This window comes from Desulfobacteraceae bacterium, assembly GCA_022340425.1.
GTDB lineage: Bacteria > Desulfobacterota > Desulfobacteria > Desulfobacterales > JAABRJ01 > JAABRJ01.
Genome location: JAJDNY010000171.1, coordinates 1 through 23,072 on the forward strand (window position 1 = coordinate 1; position 23,072 = coordinate 23,072).

Consider the following 23,072-nt stretch of genomic DNA (forward strand, 5'->3'; position numbering starts at 1 on the left):
CCCCCGGTGGCGGTGGCCGGCGAGGTCCTGGTGCGGGAGAACCTGGCCGGGGTGGGGGCCGTCATGGCGCTCATGGACCGCCGGGCGCGAGCCAGGGTGCGGGCCCTGGCCCGGAGCATCACGGTCGTCGAACTGGCGCACGAGCCGGATTTCCAGGCCCGTTTCGTGCGAGCCACCCAGTTCCCGCCCCTGGATGCCAGCGGGTGGCCGGTGACCGCAACCCCGTGACACGGCGCCGCCACCAGGCGGCTGACGGGAGACCGCCGCATGCCGGTATTGGATCAGATGCCCGTCCAGATCGACCCCGTCGCTCTGCTGCGCGCCCTCAACCGCGGCCGGGTGCCGGCCCCGCTGCGGGCGGCGGCCGAACAGGCCGCGGCGCGGGCGGAGAACCTGATCACAGCCGCGGCGCTCTGGGAATGGTTCACGTTGCGCGCCGTGGCGTCTCCCACGGTCTTCGTGGCCCGCGACCCGGTTTCAGATCCGGTGCGCCTGGAAATCGGCCCGAACGCGGATCTGCTGGCCGCCGCGCGCCGCGTGCTGATCGGCGTGCTGACCATCGGCGGGCGCCTGGACGCGGAGGCCCGGCGGCTGCAGCGGGCCGGTGAGCCTTTGGGGGCCTACTTGCTGGACAGCGCCGGGGTGGTCGGCTTGGGCCGGGTGGGCGACCGGCTGCGGGAACTGGCCGAGAGGGCGGCGGCGGAATGCGGCTGGGGTGTGGGGGCGTCCCTCAGCCCCGGCTCCCTGGCGGGCTGGCCGCTCACCGGCCAGCGCGATCTCTGCGCCCTGCTGCCCCTGGAGCGCATCGGGGTGCGCCTCAACGCGGCGGGTATCCTCGTTCCTTTCAAATCCGTGACCAGCGTCATCGGGATCGGCCCGGGCTACACCGGCCGGCGGGTGGGCTCGGTCTGCCACCTGTGCAGCCGCGCTGCGGCCTGCTGGCGCCGGCGGGACGACCCCGCCGCCCGAAGGGAGCCCCCCCTCGTGGGACCCGCGCCGGATGCTTGACCCGCCCCACGGCATGGGGTATAGTTTCCTCGTTTTGCTGACCTGATTCTTTCTTGGTCGTATCCGTCGATATTTCCCTTCGGAAGTTTTTTGATGGGCACATCCCATTGCTGCCGGCCGGCGCCAGGGCGCCGGCCGGCAGCGCTCAGGGCGGCGACCGCCGATGGGCCGGCGGCGGGCGCCTTGCGTTTTTTGCAGCAGTAAAGGGCCCCTGAAAAGAGATCAACGGCAGGAGTGAAAAATGGCTGAAACCGTGAAAATCACCTTTGATGGAAAAACCATCGAGCTGCCCCTGCTCGTGGGAACCGAGGGGGAGCGGGCCATCGATATTTCAAAGCTGCGGGCCGAGACGGGTCTGATCACCTGGGATCCGGGCTTCGCCAACACCGGCAGCTGCTCCAGCGCCATCACGTTCATGGACGGCGAGCGGGGAATTCTGCGCTATCGGGGCATTCCCATCGAGGAGCTTGCCGAGCGCTCCAGCTTCAAGGAGACCGCCTTTCTCCTGGTTCACGGGGTGCTGCCCACGCGCCAGGAACTCAACCGCTTTTCGGTCTTGTTGAACGACCATTCGCTGGTGCACGAGGACATGCAGATCTTCTACCAGAACTATCCGCGCGCCTCGCACCCCATGGGGATTCTCTCCTCGATGGTAAACGCCCTGAGGAGTTTCTACCCGGTGTTGTCCACGATCGAGGAGGAAATCAACATCACGGTGACCCGCCTGCTGTCCAAGGTGAGAACCCTGGCGGCCATGTCCTACAAGATATCCCGCGGCCACAAGGTGGTCTACCCGCGGCCGGACCTGCCCTACTGCGCCAATTTTCTCAACATGATGTTCGACTCGCCGGTAAACCCCTACGCCATCGACGAGGACGTCGTCCGGGCGCTGAGCGTCTTCTGGATCCTGCACGCCGATCATGAGCAGAACTGCTCCACCTCCGCGGTCCGGGTTGTGGGCAGCGGCCGGGTCAACCTCTATGCGGCCATTTCGGCCGGGATCGCGGCCCTCTGGGGGCCGCTGCACGGCGGCGCCAACCAGGCCGTGATCGAGATGCTCTCGATGATCAAGGATGAGGGGGTCAGCATTCGGCGCGTGCTGGAGCGGGCCAAGGACCGCAATGACGCCTTCCGGCTGATGGGCTTCGGCCACCGGGTCTATCGGACCTACGACCCGCGCGCCAAGATCATGAAGAAGATGTGCGACCGGGTGCTCAGAAAGTTCAGCGCCACCGATCCCCTGCTGGACATCGCCCAGGAGCTGGAAGCCGCGGCCCTCGCGGACGATTATTTCGTCGACCACAACCTCTACCCCAACGTCGACTTCTACAGCGGGATCGTGCTGCGGGCCATCGGGATTCCCACCAACATGTTCACCGTGATGTTCGCCATCGGGCGGCTGCCCGGCTGGATCGCCCAGTGGAAGGAAAGCATGGACGACCCCGACTGGCGCTTGTGCCGGCCCCGCCAGCTTTACGTCGGCCCCACGGTGACCCACTACGTGCCCATCGACGAGCGCGGCTGAAGTTTGACAGTTCCGCTAAAAACCCAATTTCCGCGTTGCGCCGCATCTCCAAGTTGCTGCGGCGTAGATAAGTACGCCGCACTCCTCGAGATTTGCGCGCCGTAACTTGGCTTTTTTGCGAAAATGTCTGGTTTTTTACTTTTTAGCGCTTCATCAAGTTTGCCCGGCCGCGTTGGCGCAAGGCGGCGGGTCGGCGCCCGCGCCTACTCGCTGGCCGGCCGGCTCCTGGGCAGCACCAGGTTCAGCAGGACCCCGACGATGCCGGCCAGACCGATGCCGCCGATGGAGAATTTACCGAAGGAGAGGGTCATGCCGCCGATGCCAAAGACCAGGATGAGGGCCACGATGGTGAGGCTGCGGGCCTCGGTCAGGTCCTTGCCGGCGCGCACCAGGCTGTTCAGGCCGACCACCATGATGGCGCCGAAGAGCAGCAGCATGATGCCGCCCATCACGGGGGTGGGGATGGTTTGAAGCAAGGCCCCGACCTTGCCCACGAAGGCCAGCGCCACCGCAAAAATGGCCGCCCAGGTCATCACGGCCGGGTTGTAGATCTTGATCAGGGCGACGGCGCCGGTGACCTCCGAATAGGTGGTGTTGGGCGGGCCCCCCAGCAGCGAGGCCGCCGCCGTGGCGATCCCATCGCCCATCAAGGTGCGGTGGATGCCCGGTTTGCGGAGGTAATTTTCACCGGTGATCGAACCGATGGCCAGGATGTCGCCGAAATGCTCGATGGCCGGTGCGATGGCCACCGGCACGATGTAAAAAATGGCCTGCCAGCTCCACTGGGGAAAGACAAAGGCCGGCATCGCCAGCCAGGGGGCTTGGCCCACCGGCGTGAAGTCCACCAGCCCGAGCGTCAACGATACCCCATAGCCGACCATGATGCCGCAGAGGATGGGGATCAGCCGCAGCATCCCCCGGCCCAGGAGCGACACCGCCACGGTGGTGCCCAGGGAGAGCATGGAGACGATCAGGGCGGTTTTCTGGGGCACCAGCACGAGCGACCCGTCGCCGCTTCTGCCCAGCGCCATGTGCACCGCCACCGGTGCCAGAATCAGGCCAATGACCATGATCACCGGGCCGGTGACCGTCGGCGGCAGGAGCCGCTGCAGCATCTCGCTGCCCTGCCAGCGGACCAGCACGCTCAGAATGACATAGGCACCCCCGGCGGCGGCCAGGCCGCAGAGGGTCGCCGGGATTCCCCATGTCTGGACGCCGTAGATGATCGGGGCGATGAAGGCGAAGGACGACGCCAGGAAGATCGGCACCATCCCCTTGGTGATGAACTGGAAGATCAGGGTGCCGAGCCCGGCGGTGAAAAGCGCGACGTTGGGGTTGAGGCCCGTCAAAAGCGGTACCAGGACCAGGGCCCCGAAAGCCACAAACAGCATTTGGGCCCCCACCAGGCCGTCCCGCAATCGGAATCGGTAAACCGCCACAGCGCTTTTTTCGGCCATGAACGAGCCTCCTTGAAAATCAGGAAAAATGACGACGGCCCAGTAAGCCCGGACCGCGCTGCCCCTGCGCGGCCGGCTGCCATCGCGGGCAGGGTTGCCCAGAGGCGCTATTTGGTGCCGAAAATCTTGTCTCCGGCATCCCCCAGACCCGGCAGGATATATCCGATATCGTTCAGATTGTCATCGATGGCGGCTGTGAAGATCTCAACGTCGGGGTGTTTTTCCTCCAGCCGCCGAATGCCCTCGGGGGCCGCCACCACGAAAAGGCCCTTGATCCTGCGGCAGCCGGCGGCTTTCAGCAGGTCCACGGTCGCGATCAGGGTGCCGCCGGTGGCCAGCATGGGGTCGAGAATCAGCGCGATGCGCTCCTGCATGTTGCTGGCCAGCTTAACATAGTAGTTGACCGGCTCCAGGGTCTCTTCGTTGCGGTAAAATCCCACCACACTGACCTTGGCGGAAGGGATCAGGTCCAGGACCGCATCCATCATTCCCAACCCGGCGCGCAGAATCGGGACGACCGTAATCTTTTTACCCTTGATGCGCTGCACCCGCACCGGACCCGCCCAACCGCGGATGGTGCGGTTGATGGTTTTGAGATCCTTGGTGGCCTCATAGGTCAGCAGGCGCGCAAGCTCCTGGGCCAGGTCACGAAAATCCTTGGTGGACAGGTCTTTTTCGCGCATCAGGCCAAGCTTGTGCTTGATCAGCGGATGGTTGACGACGGTAACGGGCACAGCGGCCTCCTTCCGGTGGCGCCTGCAGTTGCCCACAGGCATTCGTGGCACGCACCGGCGCGGGGGGCTGCTGCGGACCAGGGGCGCCTTGGGGCGGGCGGGAGTGTTTGCGGGACGAAGCAAAATTGCCGGGAACGGGAAGGCCGGGATTTGAATTCAGCGGGCGAGAGGCAAAAACGAAACGACTGCGGCAGCTCAGGTGGCTGTGGGCTGGCTGTATCTCCAAAACGCTCCGCCTTCGGGTTGGCAACCAAAAAGGTGTTTATCGGTGGGGATGCTTGTAAGCAAATTCGCTTGGCATGTCAAGGCCACAGATAAACACCTTTCGGGCGGCCGGCTCTTCTGAAAGCGGTGGTCCGCAGGCTTCGGAGCAAGGGCGGGGCGGGCTAGCGCTCGTAGATGAACGCGCTGTCGTGCTGCGGTTCCAGCTGGCTCAAATCCCCCAGGGGGCGGTCGAAGGTGAACTTGGACGGCACCACCACCATGCTGTGGGCGCACTCGCTGACGTTGCCGCCGGTGAGCGAAAAGGGCAGCGAGACGACGAACAAGGCGGAGCCGGCAACGATCGAGACAAGCCCCAGCGGTCTGACGATCAGGGCATCGGCCCACATGGCTGAGGCGGTGATCTCCTTTTGGTAATTGCTCTCGGCCAGGGCTGCGCCTCCGAGGGGGACCGCCAGCAGGCTGGCGACCACTGCCAGAATGGTAACCGTTCTAAGAAAGCGTTGCATCCGTACCTCCTGTTTTAAAATCCAATAACGGTCTGTCCGTCGGCAACCGGGCTGGTCGGGGTTGAACACCCCATACGATAGGGCTATATATCGGCCGGCATCTTTCCGAGCTTTAACAGGGGATACCCAAGGCTCTCCCCCGACCCGAACCAGAATGGGTGCGCATGTCAAGCCAGCCGCAACCGCAACCCCCGTCTCCGGTGTTCATAGAGGTGGCCGTGGCCCTGCCGGTGCAGCGCACCTACACCTACAGCGTGCCGGCCCTCTATCAGGCCCAGCTTCAGCCCGGAAAACGCACCTTGGTGCCCTTCGGCAGGCGCCGGGTGACCGGCTATGTCCTCGGGGCGCTCGCGCCACCCGAGGATGGCCTGGAGATCAAGGCGGTGCTGGATATCCTGGATGCGCAACCGCTTTTCCCGGCCGCCATGATCCCGTTTTTCAAATGGGTCGCCGACTACTATCTACACCCGCTGGGGGAGGTGATCAAGGCCGCTCTGCCCCAGGGCATCAATCTTTGCGACCGGGCGGTGCTGAGCCTGACCCCCGAGGGACAGGCGGCCCTCGTGCAGAACTCGCTGCCCCCCCTCACCCGGCAGGTGCTGGAAAGGATCGCCCAAAAAGCCTGCCAGCCCAAGGACCTGGGACGCAGCCTGGGGGCCGCGGTTCCCGCGGCGCTGCTGCACTCCCTGAGTGACGCCGGCTGGGTGGCGCGCGCGCGGGTCCTCAAGCGGCCCGCCATCGGCGGCCGGACCGAGCGCTTCGTCACCATCGCCCCGGCCGTCCGCCGAGCGGACCTGACCGGGCTGACCCCCAAGCGGCGTCAGCTTTTCGAGGCGGTGGCCGCCGCCGGTGAAATTTCCTCGGTGCGCCTGGGGGAAATCATGCCCGGCGCCGCCCGGCTGCTCGCGCCCCTGGTGCGCTGCGGCCTGTTGCGGGTGGTGGAAAAAGCCGTCTACCGCGACCCGTTCGGGGAGGCCATCGCCCCCGACCGCGCCCCCCAGCTGACCGATGAGCAGGCGGCGGCAGTCGCCCGGGTGGAAACGGCCTCGTCGGAAGGCTTCGCAGCCTTTCTGCTGGCGGGGGTGACGGGCAGCGGCAAGACCGAGGTCTACCTGCAGCTGGTGGCCCAGGCCGTCAGCCGGGGGCGGACCGCCCTGATCCTGGTGCCCGAGATCGCCCTGATCTCCCAGACCGAGCGGCGTTTCCGGGCGCGCTTCGGCGAGCGCGTGGCTGTTTTGCACAGCGGGCTTTCCGCCGGTGAGCGCTTTGACCAGTGGCTGCGGATCGTCCAGCACGAGACCCCCATCGTGATCGGTGCGCGCTCGGCTATTTTCGCCCCTCTGGAGGATCTCGGGTTGATCGTGGTCGACGAGGAGCACGACAATTCCTACAAACAGGACCACGGATTGCGCTACCATGCGCGGGATCTGGCCCTGGTGCGCGCCAAGCAGGCCGGTTGCGTGGCCCTCCTGGGCTCGGCGACCCCCTCGGTGCAGTCCTGGCACAACGCCCAAAGCGGCAAGTTCGAGGCCCTGCGGCTGAGCCGGCGCGTGGAAAACCGGAGCCTGCCGGAGATCACGGTCGTCGATCTGACCGAGACCCGCGATGTGCGCGGGATCCGGCGCTTCATCAGCCCCACCCTGGAGACGGCCATCACCGAGACCCTGGTCCGCAACCAGCAGGTGCTGCTGTTTCTCAATCGCCGCGGCTTTGCCAGCCTGCCCATCTGCGCCGCCTGCGGCGAAGCGCTCAGGTGCGCCAACTGCGATATCACCCTGACCTACCACCGCCATGCCAACGCCTACCGCTGCCACTACTGCGGCTATTCGCGGTCGGCGGCCGCCTGCTGCACGACTTGCGGCTCTTCGCGGATCAAGCTGCTGGGGCTGGGGACCGAAAAGGTTGCCGAAGGGGTGGCCGCGCTCTTTCCGGAGGCCCGGGTGGCCCGCATGGATCGCGACACCACCGGCCGCAAGGGGGAGACGCTCAAATTGCTCAAGGGGCTGCGGGACGGCACCATCGACGTTCTGGTGGGAACCCAGATGGTGGCCAAGGGCCATGACTTCCCCAACATCACCCTGGTGGGGATCATCTGCGCGGACCTGTCGCTGAGTTTTCCGGATTTTCGCGCCGGCGAACAGACCTTTCAGATCCTGGCCCAGGTGGCCGGCCGCGCCGGTCGCGGCGGTGCGGCCGGTCGGGTCATTCTGCAGACATACACCCCCGAACATTTCAGCATCGTCGCGGCCCGCCAACAGGACTTTGACCTTTTCTACCGACGGGAGATCGGCTACCGTCGTTCCCTGAACTACCCGCCCTTTGCGCGGCTGGCGCAGTTGAAAATTTCCGGCCGCCACAAGGAGCGCACGGCGGAGAGTGCCGCGGCGCTGGGGGAGATCTGCCGGCGGCTGAGCCGCCGCGACGAGGTGCTGGCGCGGGCCATCGAGGTGCTGGGCCCGATCGAGGCGCCGCTGGCCCGGATCGCTGGCCAGTACCGCTGGCAGATTCTGGTCAAGGGTCTGGGGGCCGGGCCCCTGAGACGCTTTCTGTGGCTGTTGACCACGGAGCCCGGGCGCGTCCTGAGCCCCCCACAGGTGCGGGTGGCCGTGGACGTCGACCCCGTTTTCATGCTATAGGCAGCGCGCCGCCGGAGGCCGTGCCGGGAGCGGGCGCTTGACTTCGGCTGGCCGGGACATTACCCTTCCCTAAATCTTCCATTCGAGGTGAAAAATGACATTATACCGCCTGTTGCCAAGGCTTGTGCTGGGGCTTCTGGTGCTCTCGGCCGCGACGGCGCCAGCCGCTCGCGCCGGCGCCCAGCCCGCACCCGCGGCGGTCGTTGAGACGACCGCATTTGAATTCGAACCGGTGGTCGACGGCGCGGCCGTGCGCCACGAGTTTACCATCGCCAACCGCGGCGACGCTCCTTTACGCCTCCTGAAAGTCCGCACCGGCTGAGGGTGTGCAGCGGTCTCGTATCCGAGACAGATCCCTCCCGGCGGCGAGGGCAAGATCAAGATTCAGGTGGATACCACCGGCTACGGCGGTCGCGAATTGCGCAAAAGCGCCGTTGTCGATACCGATGACCCGCGGAACCCCGCCATCACCCTGCAGATTTCAGGCAAAGTGGCGCGCTTCGTGACGATCATCCCCCATTCGGTCCAATTCTCGGGGCCGGTGGGCACCCCGATGTCGGCCGTGGTGCGGATCCTCCCCGAGCCGCAGTTCCCCTTCAGGGTGCTCTCCATCAGCCCCAAAACGGGGGATCACATCCGCTGCGACCTCCAGCAAGTCACCGAGTCCGGGCGACCGGTCTACCTGGTGACTGTGGAGAATCTCAAGGTCGACAAGGGCCGTTACCACGATGTCGTGCTGGTCAAAACCGACAGCGGGATCCGGCCCGAGATCAAAATCAGCGTTTTTGGGAACCTTTATGAACGGCCGCCTAAAAGCCAATCCTGAGATCCGGGTGGTCGCCTTCGACTGCGACGGGGTGATGTTCGACTCCGCCGACGCCAACCGGGCCTTCTACAACGACATCCTGCGGCGCATGGGCAGGGCCGAGATGACCCCGGCCCAGTTCGCCTACACCCACATGCACGCGGTTCAGGATTCCATCGCCCACCTGTTTCCCAACCCGGCCGAGCGGGACCAGGCCCACGCGTGCCGGATGGGAATAAATTACGAGCAGTTCATCCCCATCATGCGGATGGCCCCCTATCTCAAGCCGCTGCTGCAAAACCTCAGGCGGCGCTACAAGACCGCCGTCGCCACCAACCGCACCGACACCATGCCGCGCGTGATGTCGGATCACGGTCTCGAAGGTTACTTCGACCTGGTGATCAGCGCCGCCGATGTGCGCCGCCCCAAGCCGCACCCCGAGCCGCTGCTGAAAATTCTCGACTTCTTCGAAGTGTCACCGCGGGAGATGATTTACGTGGGGGATTCGGAAGTCGACCGGCTGGCGGCCGCCGCGGCCGGCATTCCGCTGGTGGCCTACAGAAACCGCGAGCTGGCCGCCGATTTTCATGTGGACGACATGCAAGCCCTGGAAACGCTGCTGCTGGAGCGCAACCCTACCCTCTGAACCCGCCCGGATTCTTCCCGCACCCCGCACCATTTTTCCCAGGCGCCCCCACGATCCGCCCATGTATGTTGCAAAACGGCTTGCGCGCCCGGGGTTCCCGGCAAGGGCGCTTCATGCCGTGGGGGTGGTGGGGGGAACCGCGCAGCCTGCCGCAACGTGGCGCCGGACCCGTTCCAGGGCGGCCTCAAGCCCGTCGGCCGGCGGCAGGCGAACGCTGATTTTTTTGATGTAGCCGCGCGTTTGCAGGGCCTGGAAGGAGGGCTGGAAGTTCAGGTCGAACACCCAGCCGAGCTGAAGCAGCTTGAAGTCGTTGAAACTGCGGAGGGTTGCCAGGTCCACCATCCGGCCGGCCGCCAGGCTGGCGATCGCCGCCGGCGAGCAGGTGGGCAAATCCGGCAGCCCCAGTTCGATCACCGGGTCGGGCGCCTCCCGGCGGCGGTCGTAATAGTCGGTGACCACTTTCCAGATGTCCAGCTTGTCGGCGTCGCGCAGCAGGCGCATCAGCAGCCGCCCGAAGCCCGGCGGGCCGCCCGGCAGGCGGGCGGCGTTGTGGAAGGCCACGGCCCGGACGATCAGCCGCCTTTCGGCCCGCGGCAGGGCGTGCAAGACGCGCTGGGCCGCCATCGTGCGCAGGCTCAGGTGGGCGTGATTGGCCGAAGCCCGGTCCAGAAACGTGCCGTAGCGGGCATATTGGGGGAAGCGGCCGACGTCGTGCATCAGGGCCGCGGCCTGGGCCAGGCGCAGTTGGGGCTCCGGCAGGCCCAGTCGCCCGCCCAGCATGCGGATATCGTCGCGAACCCGCAGGCTGTGGTCGTATTTCAAGCGCACCGGGCGGTCGTAGACCGGATCCCGACGGTAGAACCCCTGAACGAAGGCGTCGAGCCAGGTCTCCAGGCGGGTGAGGTCGGCGGGGGTCACAGGAAGCGCGACTCGATCAGATCGGCCAGCGCCGTGACCTGATCGAAGCCGTAAACGGGTGCCGCCACCGTCACGGGGGCGTCGGTCACCATGGCGATGCGGCTGCCGTCGGGCAGGTCAAGGGGGCTGTGGTTGCATTCGGCGCGGTAAACTTCGATTTTGGGTTTGTCCGCGTGTTTGTAGCCTTCGGTGATGATCAGATCCATGTCTGCGAAGTAGGGCAGGAGATCGTCTATCTCCTGGGACTGCAGGCGCTTGACCAGCGAAAGGCTTTCCCCTGAGGTGACCATCACGGCGTCGGCGCCGGCCTGCCGGTGGCGCCAGCTGTCCTTGCCCTGACGGTCGATGTCGAATCCGCGGGAGGTGTGTTTGATGGTACCGATCCTGTAGCCGCGGCGCTTGAGCTCGGGAATCAGGCGTTCAATCAGGGTGGTCTTGCCGCAGTCGGATTTGCCGACAATGGAAATGATCGGGGGCATTGAACTTCACCTATGGCACCGGAATAAGTGCGCGTAAAACTAAGCTCCACCACCGCCCTTGTCAAGCCGCGGCGGGCCGCTGCGCCCCGGCGGTTATTCCCCTTGGGCGGTTTTATACGGCTTGACCAGCAGGACCGGGATGGTCGCGCTTTTGCTGATGCGCTCGGCCACCGATCCGAAGACGATTTTGTCGATGCCCTTGCGGCCGTGGGTTCCCATGATGATCAGGTCGATGTTTTCAGCCTGGGCGTAGTTCAGGATCTGATCGCAGATGTCGCCGGAGACCACCTGGGCGCGCGTGTCGGGGTAGTCCTTGAAAAACTCCTGGCGGAACTCCTCCAGCCGTTGGGTGGCGCCCTCGACCACGTCCCGTTCGAAGCGGTCCACCGTGGGGTGGGGCACGTAAATGCTGGTGAAATATTCAAACACGCGTGCCACGAAGAGCAGGTGGATCTGGGCGCCGAACTTCTCGGCCATCATGGTCACGCAGGAAACCAGCTGCGGCGATGTCTCCGAAAGATCCACCGGGAAGAGTATCTTTTTAAAATCTGCCATGCTCCGTCTCCTTTCCATGGTGAGGGGCGTGGGGGCCCCCGAAATCCGGATGATCCCGGACTATACAGGAACTCCGGCGGCGCTTCAAGCACCCCCGCAGCCTGGCTGGCCGGCGGCTTTGGGATCCGCTTTTGATCCTGGGGCGGCCTGTGGTATACAAGCGATCGCAGTCGCAGCAATCACCGGCGCCACAAAGTGCGGCACTGGTTTTTGGCGTGGCTCTCAATTTTGGGCGGCGCTGCCAAAGCCCCAGCGCCGCCACGGCATTCGGAAGGAGGACCCAAGCCATGAAACTCGGCATCATCGGTCTCGCCCGGGCGGGCAAGACGACCGTTTTCGAGGCCCTGACCGGCAATCTAGCCGAAGGCGCCCACAAGGGGGAGAGCCGCATCGGAACCATCCGGGTGCCCGATGAACGGATCGACATTCTCAGTCGGCTCTACACCCCGCGCAAGACCATTTATGCCACGGTGGCCTATTTCCTGCCGGGTTTCCAGGGGGGCACCCGCGAGGGCGGCGCCAGGGAGCAGCAGCCCTGGCAGCAGACCCGCGACTGCGACGCCCTGATCCACGTCGTGCGCAATTTCAGCGGCTACGGTTTCGAGGTCCCCCGGCCGGCGGCGGACCTTGCGGCCCTGGACCAGGAGCTGATCCTGGCCGATCTGGTGGTGGTGGAAAAGCGCCTGGAGCGGCTGGAACTCGACCAGAAGCGCGGCAAGAAGCCCGATCTCGAGGAGCTATCGCTGCTCACCGCCTGCCGCGATGGGCTGGAAAAAGAGCTGCCGCTGCGGGCCGCGCCGGCCCTGGCCGCGGCCCCCCAGCTGCGGGGCTTCGCCTTCCTGTCGGCCAAGCCGATGCTGGTGCTGTTCAACAACGAGGACGACGACGACACCTTTCCGGCCGCGGTGGGGCCGGTGCAGCGGGAAAACGGCATGGTGATGCGCGCCAAGCTGGAGCACGAGTTGGTCCAGATGTCGGCGGAAGAGGCCGCCGAGTTTCTGGCGGAGTTCGCCATCGCCGAGTCGGCCATGGATCGGGTGATCAAAAAGTCATACGACCTGCTGGGGCTGATTTCCTTTTTCACCGTGGGCGAGGATGAGGTTCGGGCCTGGACCGTGCGGCGCGGCACCGCCGCCCTGGATGCCGCGGATGTGATCCACTCGGACATCAAGAAAGGCTTTATCCGGGCCGAGGTGCTGGCCTACCGGGACCTCATGGCGGCCGGCAGTTACGCCGCCGCTCGCAAACAGGGCACCGTGCGCCTGGAGGGCAAAACTTACGCGATGCAGGACGGCGACATCGTCAATTTCCGCTTCAACCTCTGACCCTTTTCACCCACCGGCCGCCCGCAGCGCCGGGTCAGTCGGCGCGCAGCTCCTCCTTGAGCAGGCAGCAGGCCACCCGGTAGCGCGGGCGGCCGGCGGCGTCATAGGCCAGGTTGCCCGGCTGGATCAGCTTGTTCATCACGCAGCCTTCAGGGATGTCCAACTGGAAGAGCGCCGCCTCGTTGATGCCGCCGGTTTCCCGCAGGCCGTCGTCGCCAATCGTCAGGCTATGCAGCGGGTAGTCCTCGCACAGGGGGCAGCGGTAGACCCGGCCGTTGGGGAAAACGAAGTAGTTGCAGGCCACCCGCCCGGCGCAGGCAAACGGTTCGCCGGGGTCCAGAAAGACCTTCGGATAGGTGACGGTGATGCCCCGGGCCGCCGCCCGCTCGGCCACTGCCGGGACGGTCTCGCACCACTCCTGGCGCGACACCTGGGGCCCACCGGGGTCCCGGGCGCCGCCGGCCTCGCGGGCGGACTGACCCCGCAGGCCGATCACCTGGATGAAAAAGCGCTCCACCCCCAGGGCTTGCAAGAGGGGCGGCATCTGGGGCAGCTCATTGATGTTGTCGCGGCTGACGGTGAAGATCAGGCTGGCGCCAAACCCGGCCTTGACCGCCTTGCGGATGCCGGCGGTGCAGGCCGCATAGCTGCCCGCGCCGCGGATGCGGTCGTTTACCGGCGCGCTGGCGCCGTCGAGGCTGAAGCTGAAATAGTCCACCTCCGCTGGGGTGACCCGCCCGAGGATGTCGTTAAACAGGTAGCCGTTGGTGTCGATGGTGACCGAGGCATAGCCCAGGCGGCGGGCGCTTTGCACCGCCTGGGCAAGCTCCGGGTGCAGGGTGGGCTCGCCGCCCAGGAAGATCACGTTGGCGGTCGGGCTTTTGTCGGCAAACAGCGCCAGCCAGCGCTCGATGGTGGCCAGGGGCAGGCTCTCACGGCCGTGCTGGGCGGGGTTGATGTAGCAGTGGCGGCAGCGCAGGTTGCAGCGGGTCAGGATGTGGAAAAAAAGATTGGTGGCGTTTTTGGAAAACGCGACGGTCCGTTTCATGGGCAGGGGGCACCAGGCAGCTGCAGGGACCCTTCAGCCCCGGTGCTGCTTTAGATTTTCCAGCTCTTTTTTGGTTTTGACCAGCTCCTCGTTGGTCAGGCGCAGCCTGAGGGAAATGAACTCCGAAAAGATCCGGTAGAGCAGCAGCAGGAAGTTGGCGCGCTCGTCATCGGAGGCAAGGCGGTCGGTGGCCGAGGTGTCCACCGCCAGGCTGATGGTCTTGCCCTCGGCGTAGACCGAGGCCGACCGCGACAGACCGTCCAGAATCCGCATCTCGCCGAGAATTTCACCGACCTTGTCGATGTGCCGGATGGCCACCCCGTTTTTTTCCACGCGGACCCTGCCGGCCAGCAGAAAGTAAATCCAGGGGTCCCGCTCGCCCTCCTCGATGATCAACTCCCCGTCGCCGTATTCGCGGATCTTGCTCAGCCGCAGGAGCTGCTTCAGGCTGCCGGTTTCAAAATTCTTCAGCGGCGAGAGGGTCATCAGTTTCTGGATGTTCTGGACATTGTCCTGCAGAAACTTGGATTCGATCATGATGCGCTCCTTGGGATCCCTCTGGCGCGGGTGCCGGGCGGCGGTTCACGCCACACATTCCAGGCAGTCCTTGCTCAGGTGCTCGTCGAAGTGAACCGGGTATTTTCCGTCAAAGCAGGCCTTACAGAAGGTGTGCTCGGGGTTGGGGACGCCGGTGGAGGTCAACAGGCCCTCCAGGCTCAGGTAGTAGAGGGAATCCAGACCCAGCAGGCCGGTCAGTTCCGCCACCGATTTGCTGGCGGCGATCAGCTCGCCCTTGGACGAAAAATCGATCCCGTAGTGGCAGGGAAAGCGGTGGGGGGGGCCGCTGACCCGCAGATGGATCCGTTTGACGCCGATTTCCCGAAGGGCTTTGACGCGGGTTTTGACGGTGGTGCCGCGGATGATGGAGTCTTCGATGATGATGATGTCCTTGCCGCGCAGCAGCTCCCGGACCGGGTTGAGCTTGATTCGCACCCCGAAGTCCCGCATGCTCTGGGTGGGCTGAATGAATGTGCGCCCGACGTAGTGGTTGCGGATCATTCCCAGCTCGAAGGGAATTCCCGAGGCTTCGGAGTAGCCCAATGCGGCGTAGGTCCCGGAATCCGGAAAGGGCATCACCAGATCGGCCGCCACCGGCGCCTCCTGGGCCAGCCGGCGGCCGTGGGCCTTGCGCGTCTGGTAGACGTTGCGGCCGCCGAAGATGCTGTCGGGCCGGGCGAAATAGATGAACTCGAAAATGCAGAAGGCCTGCCGGTCCGCCGGGCGGGTGTGGATCGACTTGATGCCGCTGTCGCTGATGATGATGATTTCGCCGGGGTCCAGCTCCCGAATGAACTCCGCCTGAACCAGGTCGAAGGCGCAGGTTTCCGATGCCAGGACGTAGCTGCCGTTGAGTTTGCCCAGGCACAGGGGGCGGAAGCCGTGGGGGTCGCGGATGCCGATGACCTCGCCGCGGCTGGTGAGCATGACCAGCGAAAAGGCGCCTTTGAGGCGCGTGGCGGCCTCCACCAGGGCCTGCTGGAAGCCGTAGCGCAGGCTCTTGACGAAGAGATGCAGGAAGATCTCACTGTCCATGGTGGTCTGAAAAATGGAGCCGGATTCCTCCAGCTCGTTTTTCAGCGCCTGGGCATTGACGATGTTGCCGTTGTGACCCACGGCGTAGGACCGCTGGCGGTGGCGGACGACAAACGGCTGGGCGTTGTTGAGGATCGAGCTGCCGGTGGTGGAGTAGCGCACGTGGCCGACGGCGCTGGTGCCGCCCAGCTGATCCAGGTGCTCGTCGTCGAAGACCTCCGGCACCAAGCCCATCCCCTTGTGGGACACGATGCTTTTCTCGCGGCTGACCGCGATCCCGGCGCTTTCCTGGCCGCGGTGCTGCACGGCGTAGAGGCCGAAATAGGCCAGGCGGGCGGCATCGGTGTGGCCGTGGATGCCGAACAGGCCGCAGGCCTCGCGGGGCTTGTCGTCAAAATCGGGTCGGACGGCGGCGGCGCAGGGCGCATCCCCGTCAGTCTGGAAGTTCATAAAAAAGCCTTTGGCTGGCGGGATCACGCTGGGTGGGGTCATGCAGCGGCTGCCGGCGATCCCGTGTCCGGGGCGGCCCCCCATGTGGGGCTGCCGGGTTCTTAATTGACACATTATGAGCACCTTGTAAATGCCCGCGGCCGGCGGGGCTAGCCGGGGCTGCGGTGGTACTCCTGGATGGTCTTGACCTCCAGGGCCGCCGCCCGCAGCGCCTGGATGCCGCGGCTGATGGCCATGGCGCCGGCAATCGTGGTGGTGTAGGGCAGGCCGAACTTGATCGCCGCACGCCGGATCATGAAGCCGTCCCGGCGGGTCTCGCCGCCGGTGGCGGAGTTGATGATCATCTGGATCTCGCCGTTTTTGATGGCGTCCAGGACGTGGGGGCGGCGGCCGGTGGAAACCTTGGCGAGATTGCGGCTGGGGATCCCGTTGGCGGAGAGAAACGCGCCGGTGCCGGCGGTGGAGAGGATCGTGAAGCCCATGGCGTGGAAGCGGGCCGCCACAGGCAGCACTGCGGGTTTGTGGCGGTCGTTGACGCTGATGAAAATGCCGCCCCGCGTGGGCAGCTTCTGCCCGGCCCCCAGCTGGGCCTTGGCATAGGCCGGCCCGAATTCGGCGTCGATCCCCATCACCTCCCCGGTGGATTTCATCTCGGGCCCCAGCAGGGTGTCCACCTTGGGGAAGCGGTTGAAGGGCAGGACCGCCTCCTTGACCGCCACATGCCGCGGGACCACCTCCGAGCCAAGGCCCGCCTCGGCCAGGGACTGGCCCAGCATCACCTTGGTGGCCAGCTTGGCCAGGGGCACGCCGGTGGCCTTGCTGACGAACGGGACCGTCCGCGAGGCCCGCGGGTTGACCTCCAGCACGTAGAGCTGGCCGCCCTTGATGGCGTACTGCACGTTCATCAGGCCGACCACTTTCAGCTCGGCCGCCATGGCCCGGGTGGCCGCGGCGATCTCGTCGCAGACCGTCGCGGCAAGGCTGTAGGGCGGGAGCACGCAGGCCGAGTCGCCGGAATGGATGCCGGCCTCCTCGATATGCTCCATGATGCCGCCGATCAAGGTGCTGCGCCCGTCGGAGATGGCATCCACATCCACCTCGATGGCGTCTTCGAGGAACTTGTCGATCAGCACCGGGTGGCCCGGAGAGGCCTGGATGGCCAGGCGGGTGAAATTTTCCAGGTCCCCCCGGTGGTAGACGATTTTCATCGCCCGGCCGCCCAGCACGTAGGAGGGGCGCACGATCACCGGGTAGCCGATTGCCTCGGCGACCTTTGCGGCCTCGGCCACCGACAGGGCCGTGCCGTTGGCCGGCTGCAGCAGCCCCAGTTTTTTGAGCATCGACTGGAACTCTTCGCGGTCCTCGGCGCGGTTGATGTCATCGGGGTGGGTGCCCAGGATCGGCACGCCGGCCTGCGCCAGGGGGACTGCCAGGTTGAGGGGCGTCTGCCCGCCGAACTGGACGATGACCCCAAAAGGCTGCTCGGTCTCCACGATGTGCAGGACATCCTCCAGGGTCAGCGGCTCGAAATAGAGCTTGTCGGAGGTGTCGTAGTCGGTGGAGACCGTCTCGGGGTTACTGTTGACCATGATGCTTTCCACCCCTTCCTCGCGCAGCGCAAAGGAGGCGTGGACGCAGCAGTAGTCGAATTCGATCCCCTGGCCGATGCGGTTGGGGCCCCCGCCCAGAATCATGACCTTGCGGCCGCCGGACAGGCGGGCCTCGTTTTCCTGCTCGTAGCTGGAGTAGTAGTAGGGGGTGGCGGCCCGGAATTCGGCGGCGCAGGTGTCCACCAGTTTGTAGACCGGCAGGATCCCCTCCGCACGCCGGCGCGCCCGCAGCGCGGCTTCGGGGAGGCCGCCGAGGTGCGCGAGCTGGCGATCGGAATAGCCCCGGCGCTTGGCCCGCCGCAGCAGGGGCGTCGGCAGATCGCCGGCTGCCGCGCGCAGTTTCCCCTCGAAGGCCGTGAGCTCCTCCAGCTGATGGAGAAACCAGGGGTCGATGCCGCTGAGTTCATGGATCCGCTGGATGGAAAACCCGGCCCGCAGGGCGTGGCGCAGGTGGAAGATCCGCTGGGAGTTGGGCACCGCCAGCTTCTGTTCGATGAGCGCGGCGGACGGCGGTTTTTCGTCGCACTCCGGCGCTTCGCCCGGATCCTGGCCGTCGGCCCCGAACCCGTGGCGGCCGATTTCCAGCGAGCGCAGGCCCTTCTGGAGGGACTCCTTGAATGTCCGGCCGATGGCCATGGTCTCGCCCACCGATTTCATCGCGGTGGTGAGGACATCCTCGGTTTCGGGGAATTTCTCGAAGGTCCAGCGCGGGATCTTGACCACCACGTAGTCCAGGGTGGGCTCGAAGGCGGCCACGGTCTCGCCGGTGATATCGTTGGGGATTTCATCCAAGGTGTAGCCCACGGCCAGCTTGGCGGCGATCTTGGCGATGGGAAACCCGGTGGCCTTGGAGGCCAGGGCCGAGCTGCGCGACACCCGCGGGTTCATTTCCACCACCACCATCTCGCCGTCGCGCGGGTTGACCGCGAACTGGACATTCGAGCCGCCCGTGTCCACCCCGATTTCGCGCATGATCGCCAGCGAGGCGTCGCGCATGACCTGGTACTCGCGGTCGCTCAAGGTCTGGGCCGGCGCCACGGTGATGCTGTCGCCGGTGTGGACGCCCATGGGGTCCAGGTTTTCGATGGAGCAGACGATCACCACGTTGTCGTGGGTGTCGCGCATGACTTCCAGCTCGAACTCCTTCCAGCCCAGCACCGATTCCTCCAGCATCACCTGGCCGATCAGACTGGCGTCCAGACCGGCCTTGGCCATCTTCTCGAGGTCCTCGATGTTGTAAGCCACCCCCCCGCCGGTGCCCCCCAGGGTGAAGCTGGGGCGGACGATCAACGGAAAGCCGATTTCGGTGGCCGCCGCGCGCGCCTGGTCCATGTCGGTGGCGATGGCGCTGTGGGGTATGCGCAGGCCGATCTTCGCCATGGCCTGGCGGAAGCGGTCGCGGTCCTCGGCTTTCTCGATGGCATCGATGGAGGCGCCAATCAGCTCCACCCCGTATTCTTCCAGAACCCCCATGCGGGCCACGGCCACCGCGGTGTTCAGCCCGGTCTGGCCGCCCAGGGTGGGCAGCAGGGCATCCGGGCGTTCGCGGGCGATGATTTTCGCCACCGTTTCGGGGGTCACCGGCTCGATGTAGGTGCGGTCGGCCATTTCGGGGTCGGTCATGATGGTGGCCGGGTTGCTGTTGACCAGCACGACCTGGTAGCCCTCCTCGCGCAGCGCCTTGCAGGCCTGGGTGCCGGAGTAGTCGAACTCGCAGGCCTGGCTGATGATGATGGGGCCGGCGCCGATGATCAGGATTTTCTGGATGTCCGTGCGTCTTGGCATAGTGCTTTCGCGGTGGCCCCTTATCCCCTGAAGGTTTGGATCATGCGAACGAATTCGTCGAAGAGGTAGTGGGCGTCGTGGGGGCCGGGGGAGGCTTCGGGGTGGTACTGGACCGCCAGAATCGGGTAGTGGCGGTGCCGGAAGCCCTCCACGGTGTTGTCGTTTAAATTGACGTGGGTGATGGTGATCGCGTCGTCGCCGACGGCCTCGCGCCGGACCCCGAAGCCGTGGTTCTGGGAGGTGATTTCCACCCGCCCGTTGGCGAGGTTCTTGACCGGCTGGTTGGCCCCGCGATGGCCGAACTTGAGTTTGAAGGTCCGGCTGCCCAGGGCCAGGCAGAGAAGCTGGAAGCCCAGACAAATGCCGAAGATGGGCCGGTAGCCCAGCAGCTCGCGGATGGTGGCGATGGCCCCGGCGACCGGCTCGGGGTCCCCGGGCCCGTTGGAGAGGAAGATCCCGTCGGGTGCCAGGCGCCGGATGGCCGCGGCCGGGGTGTTGCCGGGAACCACGATGACCTCGCAGCCGGCGGCCGTCAGTTGCCGCAGGATGTTGTATTTGATGCCAAAGTCCAGCGCCACCACCCGCCGGGTCGGCGCGGCGCTTTGCCACAAGGTGCTGTCCAGCGGGGCGTCCGCAGGCGCCAGCGGCTGGGGTCCGCCGTCTTGCCAGCGGTAGGGCCGGGTGGTGGCCACCAGTCCGGTCAAATCCCGCCCCACCATGCTGGGGATCTCCCGTGCGCGGGCCGACAGGCTGGCCGGGTCCAGGTCCCGGGTGGAGATAAAGCCCCGCATGGCGCCGGCGGTGCGCAGGTGGCGGGTGAGGGCGCGGGTGTCGAGGGCTTCCACGCCGAGGACCTCCCCGGACCGCAGGTAGTCGGCCAGGGTCCCGCTGGCGCGGAAGTTGCTGGGAAAGCGCTGGTATTCGCGCACCACGAAGGCCGCCACCTGGATCCGCTCGGACTCCACGTCCTCCAAGTTCACCCCGTAGTTGCCGATCAGCGGGTAGGTCATGGTGACGATCTGCCCCTTGTAGGAAGGGTCCGTCAGAATTTCCTGATACCCGGTCATGCTGGTATTGAAGACCATCTCGCCGCCGGCCTCGCCCGGGCCGGTGAACGCGCGGCAGGTGAAATGGCGGCCGTCTTCGAGGGCTAAGAGTGCATCCATGTGGGTTTCATCGTCTTTGAGGGTTTCGCAAAAAGTCCCATTTCTGCGTTGCGCTGCATCTCGAAGTCGCTGCGGCGTAAATAAGTACTCCTCACGCCGCTGAGATTTGCGCGCCGTAAATTGAACTTTTTTCGAAACCGTCTGGTTTTTGAATTATTACTGCTTCATCGTCTTTGGCGGCAGGGTTGAATTGCAAACCGGCCGGTGGGCCGGGGCGCCTACGCCAGGGGGTCGTTTTCCACCAGGTCCCAGATGCCGCAGGGGCAAGCACCGGCGCAGAAGCCGCAGCCGATGCACAGCTCGGGGTCCACCACGTACTCGTACTCCGGCGCGCCCAGATCCTGGCGGCTGATGGCGCCCTGGGGGCAGATCGCCACGCACAGGCCGCAGTCCCTGCAGGCGCCGCAGGAAGAGCACTGCGAGCCGCAATGGGCCATGTCCTCAAAGGCGGTCACCCGGGGGTCGAAGTACTCCAGGTGGACTCGCCGGCGGTCGATCATCGTGCGCGAATCGGCCAGCGGGCGTTTGCCGTTGAGAATGTCGTTGATGGCCGCCGCGGCCTTGCGGCCGGCGCCGATGGCATCGGTTAAAAGCCCCGGTTTTACGGCATCGCCGATGGCGAAGACCTTGGGGTCCGAGGTCTGCATGTGGTCGTTGACCTTCACGAAGCCCCGCTCGGTGACGATGTCGCGGGGCAGAAAATCCAGGTCGGGAACGTCCCCGATCGAGATGATCACCGTGTCGGCCGGGATGACCTCGCCGGTGTTGAGCGTGACGCCCTTGGCGGTTATCTCCTTGGTGAAAACCGGCCAGCGGAACTGGGCGCCGGCGGCCTCGGCGGCCTCGCGCTCCTTGCCGAAAGAGGCCGGCTCCTGGACGTCCAGCAGGGTGATCTCGCGCGCGCCCAGCCGGTGGGCTTCGGTGGCCGCATCGCAGCCGACGTTTCCGGCCCCGATGACCACCACCCGTTTGCCCGGCGTGAAGCCGCCGGACTTGGTCTGGCGCAGAAAGTCCAGGGCGGTGACCAGCCGTTCGCTGCCCGGGATCGGCAGGCTACGGGGTTTCTGGGCCCCGGCGGCGATCACCATGAAGTCGAAATCCGCGCGCAGCCGGTCGATTTCCTCGCGGGTCAGGTTCTGCTGAAGGTGGACGTGGGGGATGACCTCGCCGATGCGCCCCAGTTCGCGGGTCACCACCTCCTGGGGGATCCGGCTTTCCGGGATGACGTTGGCGATCTTGCCGCCGAGCTTCTCGGAGCGGTCGTAAACCACCGCCTCATGGCCATACTGGCGCAGCTGCCAGGCCACCGACAGGCCCGCCGGACCGCCGCCGACCACCGCGATGCGCTTGCCGGAAAGGGGCGGCAGGGGGGGCAGCTTGGCGTCGATGCTGGCCTTGCCGAGATGGCGGATGTCCACCGGAAACATGGCCGCCGACTGGCGCGTGCAGGCGCTCATGCAGAGGTTGGGGCAGAGGTAGCCGCAGACCGTGGCCGGAAAGGGGGTGTAGGCCAGCGCCAGGTCAACCGCCTCGTCCACGCGGCCCTCGCGGATCAGCTGCCAGCGCTGCTGGACGGGAATCCCCGTGGGGCAGGTGGCCTCGCAGGGGGCCTTGTACTTGCGGTTCTCCCAGATCGGAAGGTAGCGGCGCAAAGCGCCGGTGGTGGTCACGGGGATGGTGCTGCGGTCGATGTCGGTCAAGTCGCCCACCAGGCCGCCGCGGCCGAGCTCGCGGTCCCAGACCTCCTGGCGGAAAGAGGCCATCGAGCGGTTGGAGAGGCTCAGACGCTCCTGGGGGGTGCGGGCCACCAGCAGCTGCCACTGGCGCCGGTCCGAGACGGGCTTGAGCAGCTCGGGGCGTTTGATGGCACCCGCAAAGACCTCCAGGTTCTCCGTCAACCAGCCCCACTCCTCGTCGGAGATCGGTATCAGCCGAGCGTCCGTCTGGCTGAACCCCTGATGAGGGCCGCGGAAGAAGACCTTGCCGCCGACCATGCCCACGAAGGGCCGGTAGCCCAGCACGTTGGCGGGGTCCTGGGCCTCCACGCCGCAGATCACGGCGATGCCGCCGGCCATGAACTCGCCGAAATAATCGCCCACCGACCCCAGGACCCACAGCTCGGGCGGCGCGAAGCGCGGGTTGTGCTTGGTCATGGTCATGCCGCGGGCGCCGATATTGCCGGCGATGAAAAGTTTGCCCTGGGACATGCCGTTGGCGATGCCGTTGGCGGCGTTGCCGTGGACCACGATTTCGGCCCCTGCATTGAGCCAGCCGACGTCGTCCGAGGCCGGGCCCATGGCTTCGATGCGGGTGTTGGCAAAGCCCAGCGAGCCCATGCGCTGGCCGGATTGGCCGGTCACCCGGATGTAGAGCGGGTCGTCGCCGGCCTTCCAGAGCCGCCCGCCGATGCCGTGCTGGCCCAGGGCCTGCACCTCGATTTGGCGGTGCCCGCGGGAAACCGCGGCCTGGATGCGGTCCTCCAGGATCCGCGAGGCCAGGCGCGTGCCGTTTTCCTTGCCCGCGATGACGTGAAATTTGGTTTTGCTCATCTCTCTCTCTCCGAAATCTCCTGTGCGCCGGGCCGATGGGGCATCGGTCGGC

The 23,072-nt window shown here is 65.9% G+C and carries 20 protein-coding genes; 8 read left to right on the plus strand and 12 right to left on the minus strand.

Going from position 1 to position 23,072, the window contains the following annotated elements; all coding sequences use genetic code 11:
• The 3 genes from LJE63_15205 to LJE63_15215 form a co-directional block, all read left to right on the plus strand.
• On the plus strand, positions 1–228 hold a 228-nt coding region (locus LJE63_15205; GenBank protein MCG6907952.1), incomplete at its 5' end, for an ASKHA domain-containing protein.
• Between the two features lie 39 nt (positions 229–267).
• Positions 268–1,008 carry a hypothetical protein gene (locus LJE63_15210; protein ID MCG6907953.1) on the plus strand — a complete coding sequence of 247 codons (741 nt, stop codon included), beginning with the start codon at positions 268–270 and terminating at the stop codon, positions 1,006–1,008.
• 241 nt (positions 1,009–1,249) lie between these two features.
• Entirely contained in the window at positions 1,250–2,533 is a 1,284-nt protein-coding gene (locus LJE63_15215; protein ID MCG6907954.1) for a citrate synthase, read from the plus strand.
• Between the two features lie 203 nt (positions 2,534–2,736).
• On the opposite strand, the gene LJE63_15220 is transcribed toward LJE63_15215, so the two are convergent.
• The 3 genes from LJE63_15220 to LJE63_15230 all read right to left on the minus strand — a co-directional run bounded on the left by LJE63_15220 (position 2,737) and on the right by LJE63_15230 (position 5,455).
• Positions 2,737–3,990, minus strand: coding sequence for a uracil-xanthine permease family protein (locus tag LJE63_15220; GenBank protein ID MCG6907955.1), 1,254 nt, complete (start codon positions 3,988–3,990; stop codon positions 2,737–2,739).
• Positions 3,991–4,097: 107 nt separating this feature from the next.
• A complete protein-coding gene (gene upp, locus LJE63_15225) occupies positions 4,098–4,724 on the minus strand; it encodes a uracil phosphoribosyltransferase (GenBank protein MCG6907956.1) in 627 nt (208 codons plus the stop codon).
• A gap of 386 nt (positions 4,725–5,110) precedes the next feature.
• Positions 5,111–5,455 carry a hypothetical protein gene (locus LJE63_15230; protein MCG6907957.1) on the minus strand — a complete coding sequence of 115 codons (345 nt, stop codon included), beginning with the start codon at positions 5,453–5,455 and terminating at the stop codon, positions 5,111–5,113.
• A gap of 164 nt (positions 5,456–5,619) precedes the next feature.
• Between LJE63_15230 and priA the strand changes: the two genes are divergently transcribed.
• The 4 genes from priA (at position 5,620) to LJE63_15250 (ending at position 9,542) form a co-directional block, all read left to right on the plus strand.
• Positions 5,620–8,091, plus strand: a complete 2,472-nt coding sequence (priA, locus tag LJE63_15235; GenBank protein ID MCG6907958.1) for a primosomal protein N' — start codon at positions 5,620–5,622, stop codon at positions 8,089–8,091.
• Between the two features lie 94 nt (positions 8,092–8,185).
• Entirely contained in the window at positions 8,186–8,413 is a 228-nt protein-coding gene (locus LJE63_15240) for a DUF1573 domain-containing protein (protein MCG6907959.1), read from the plus strand.
• Positions 8,414–8,479: 66 nt separating this feature from the next.
• Positions 8,480–8,917, plus strand: coding sequence for a hypothetical protein (locus tag LJE63_15245; protein ID MCG6907960.1), 438 nt, complete (start codon positions 8,480–8,482; stop codon positions 8,915–8,917).
• Positions 8,889–9,542, plus strand: a complete 654-nt coding sequence (locus tag LJE63_15250; protein ID MCG6907961.1) for an HAD family hydrolase — start codon at positions 8,889–8,891, stop codon at positions 9,540–9,542. The genes LJE63_15245 and LJE63_15250 overlap by 29 nt, the downstream gene beginning before the upstream one ends.
• Before the next feature lie 111 nt (positions 9,543–9,653).
• Here LJE63_15250 and LJE63_15255 read toward each other — a convergent pair whose 3' ends face one another.
• From LJE63_15255 to LJE63_15265, 3 genes are all read right to left on the minus strand, one after another.
• Positions 9,654–10,460: an HD domain-containing protein gene (locus LJE63_15255; protein ID MCG6907962.1), complete on the minus strand. Its 807-nt coding sequence runs from the start codon at positions 10,458–10,460 to the stop codon at positions 9,654–9,656.
• Positions 10,457–10,939, minus strand: a complete 483-nt coding sequence (gene mobB / locus LJE63_15260) for a molybdopterin-guanine dinucleotide biosynthesis protein B (GenBank protein ID MCG6907963.1) — start codon at positions 10,937–10,939, stop codon at positions 10,457–10,459. The genes LJE63_15255 and mobB overlap by 4 nt, the downstream gene beginning before the upstream one ends.
• A gap of 93 nt (positions 10,940–11,032) precedes the next feature.
• Positions 11,033–11,494 (minus strand): universal stress protein, encoded by a 462-nt coding sequence (locus tag LJE63_15265; protein ID MCG6907964.1) that lies wholly within the window; start codon positions 11,492–11,494, stop codon positions 11,033–11,035.
• Between the two features lie 287 nt (positions 11,495–11,781).
• Between LJE63_15265 and LJE63_15270 the strand changes: the two genes are divergently transcribed.
• Positions 11,782–12,819 (plus strand): YchF family ATPase, encoded by a 1,038-nt coding sequence (locus LJE63_15270; GenBank protein ID MCG6907965.1) that lies wholly within the window; start codon positions 11,782–11,784, stop codon positions 12,817–12,819.
• Positions 12,820–12,853: 34 nt separating this feature from the next.
• On the opposite strand, the gene LJE63_15275 is transcribed toward LJE63_15270, so the two are convergent.
• The 6 genes from LJE63_15275 to LJE63_15300 form a co-directional block, all read right to left on the minus strand.
• Entirely contained in the window at positions 12,854–13,867 is a 1,014-nt protein-coding gene (locus tag LJE63_15275) for a radical SAM protein (protein ID MCG6907966.1), read from the minus strand.
• Between the two features lie 33 nt (positions 13,868–13,900).
• The gene (locus LJE63_15280) at positions 13,901–14,404 is read right to left on the minus strand and encodes a cyclic nucleotide-binding domain-containing protein (GenBank protein MCG6907967.1); all 504 of its coding nucleotides are present in this window, start codon (positions 14,402–14,404) and stop codon (positions 13,901–13,903) included.
• Positions 14,405–14,449: 45 nt separating this feature from the next.
• Positions 14,450–15,910, minus strand: a complete 1,461-nt coding sequence (purF, locus tag LJE63_15285; GenBank protein ID MCG6907968.1) for an amidophosphoribosyltransferase — start codon at positions 15,908–15,910, stop codon at positions 14,450–14,452.
• 149 nt (positions 15,911–16,059) lie between these two features.
• Entirely contained in the window at positions 16,060–19,305 is a 3,246-nt protein-coding gene (gene carB, locus LJE63_15290; protein ID MCG6907969.1) for a carbamoyl-phosphate synthase large subunit, read from the minus strand.
• A 20-nt stretch (positions 19,306–19,325) separates the two neighbouring features.
• The gene (carA, locus tag LJE63_15295) at positions 19,326–20,471 is read right to left on the minus strand and encodes a glutamine-hydrolyzing carbamoyl-phosphate synthase small subunit (protein MCG6907970.1); all 1,146 of its coding nucleotides are present in this window, start codon (positions 20,469–20,471) and stop codon (positions 19,326–19,328) included.
• Positions 20,472–20,689: 218 nt separating this feature from the next.
• A complete protein-coding gene (locus LJE63_15300; GenBank protein MCG6907971.1) occupies positions 20,690–23,020 on the minus strand; it encodes an FAD-dependent oxidoreductase in 2,331 nt (776 codons plus the stop codon).
• Positions 23,021–23,072 lie beyond the last annotated feature (52 nt).

What these genes read in the sequence shown, in the direction of transcription:
- LJE63_15210 (MCG6907953.1), top strand. Translation starts at nt 268, where the DNA reads ATGCCGGTATTGGATCAGATGCCCGTCCAGATCGACCCCGTCGCTCTG.
- LJE63_15215 (MCG6907954.1), top strand. Translation starts at nt 1,250, where the DNA reads ATGGCTGAAACCGTGAAAATCACCTTTGATGGAAAAACCATCGAGCTG.
- LJE63_15220 (MCG6907955.1), bottom strand. Translation starts at nt 3,990, where the DNA reads ATGGCCGAAAAAAGCGCTGTGGCGGTTTACCGATTCCGATTGCGGGAC.
- LJE63_15230 (MCG6907957.1), bottom strand. Translation starts at nt 5,455, where the DNA reads ATGCAACGCTTTCTTAGAACGGTTACCATTCTGGCAGTGGTCGCCAGC.
- priA (MCG6907958.1), top strand. Translation starts at nt 5,620, where the DNA reads ATGTCAAGCCAGCCGCAACCGCAACCCCCGTCTCCGGTGTTCATAGAG.
- LJE63_15240 (MCG6907959.1), top strand. Translation starts at nt 8,186, where the DNA reads ATGACATTATACCGCCTGTTGCCAAGGCTTGTGCTGGGGCTTCTGGTG.
- LJE63_15250 (MCG6907961.1), top strand. Translation starts at nt 8,889, where the DNA reads ATGAACGGCCGCCTAAAAGCCAATCCTGAGATCCGGGTGGTCGCCTTC.
- mobB (MCG6907963.1), bottom strand. Translation starts at nt 10,939, where the DNA reads ATGCCCCCGATCATTTCCATTGTCGGCAAATCCGACTGCGGCAAGACC.
- LJE63_15265 (MCG6907964.1), bottom strand. Translation starts at nt 11,494, where the DNA reads ATGGCAGATTTTAAAAAGATACTCTTCCCGGTGGATCTTTCGGAGACA.
- LJE63_15270 (MCG6907965.1), top strand. Translation starts at nt 11,782, where the DNA reads ATGAAACTCGGCATCATCGGTCTCGCCCGGGCGGGCAAGACGACCGTT.
- LJE63_15275 (MCG6907966.1), bottom strand. Translation starts at nt 13,867, where the DNA reads ATGAAACGGACCGTCGCGTTTTCCAAAAACGCCACCAATCTTTTTTTC.
- LJE63_15280 (MCG6907967.1), bottom strand. Translation starts at nt 14,404, where the DNA reads ATGATCGAATCCAAGTTTCTGCAGGACAATGTCCAGAACATCCAGAAA.
- purF (MCG6907968.1), bottom strand. Translation starts at nt 15,910, where the DNA reads ATGAACTTCCAGACTGACGGGGATGCGCCCTGCGCCGCCGCCGTCCGA.
- carB (MCG6907969.1), bottom strand. Translation starts at nt 19,305, where the DNA reads ATGCCAAGACGCACGGACATCCAGAAAATCCTGATCATCGGCGCCGGC.
- carA (MCG6907970.1), bottom strand. Translation starts at nt 20,471, where the DNA reads ATGGATGCACTCTTAGCCCTCGAAGACGGCCGCCATTTCACCTGCCGC.
- LJE63_15300 (MCG6907971.1), bottom strand. Translation starts at nt 23,020, where the DNA reads ATGAGCAAAACCAAATTTCACGTCATCGCGGGCAAGGAAAACGGCACG.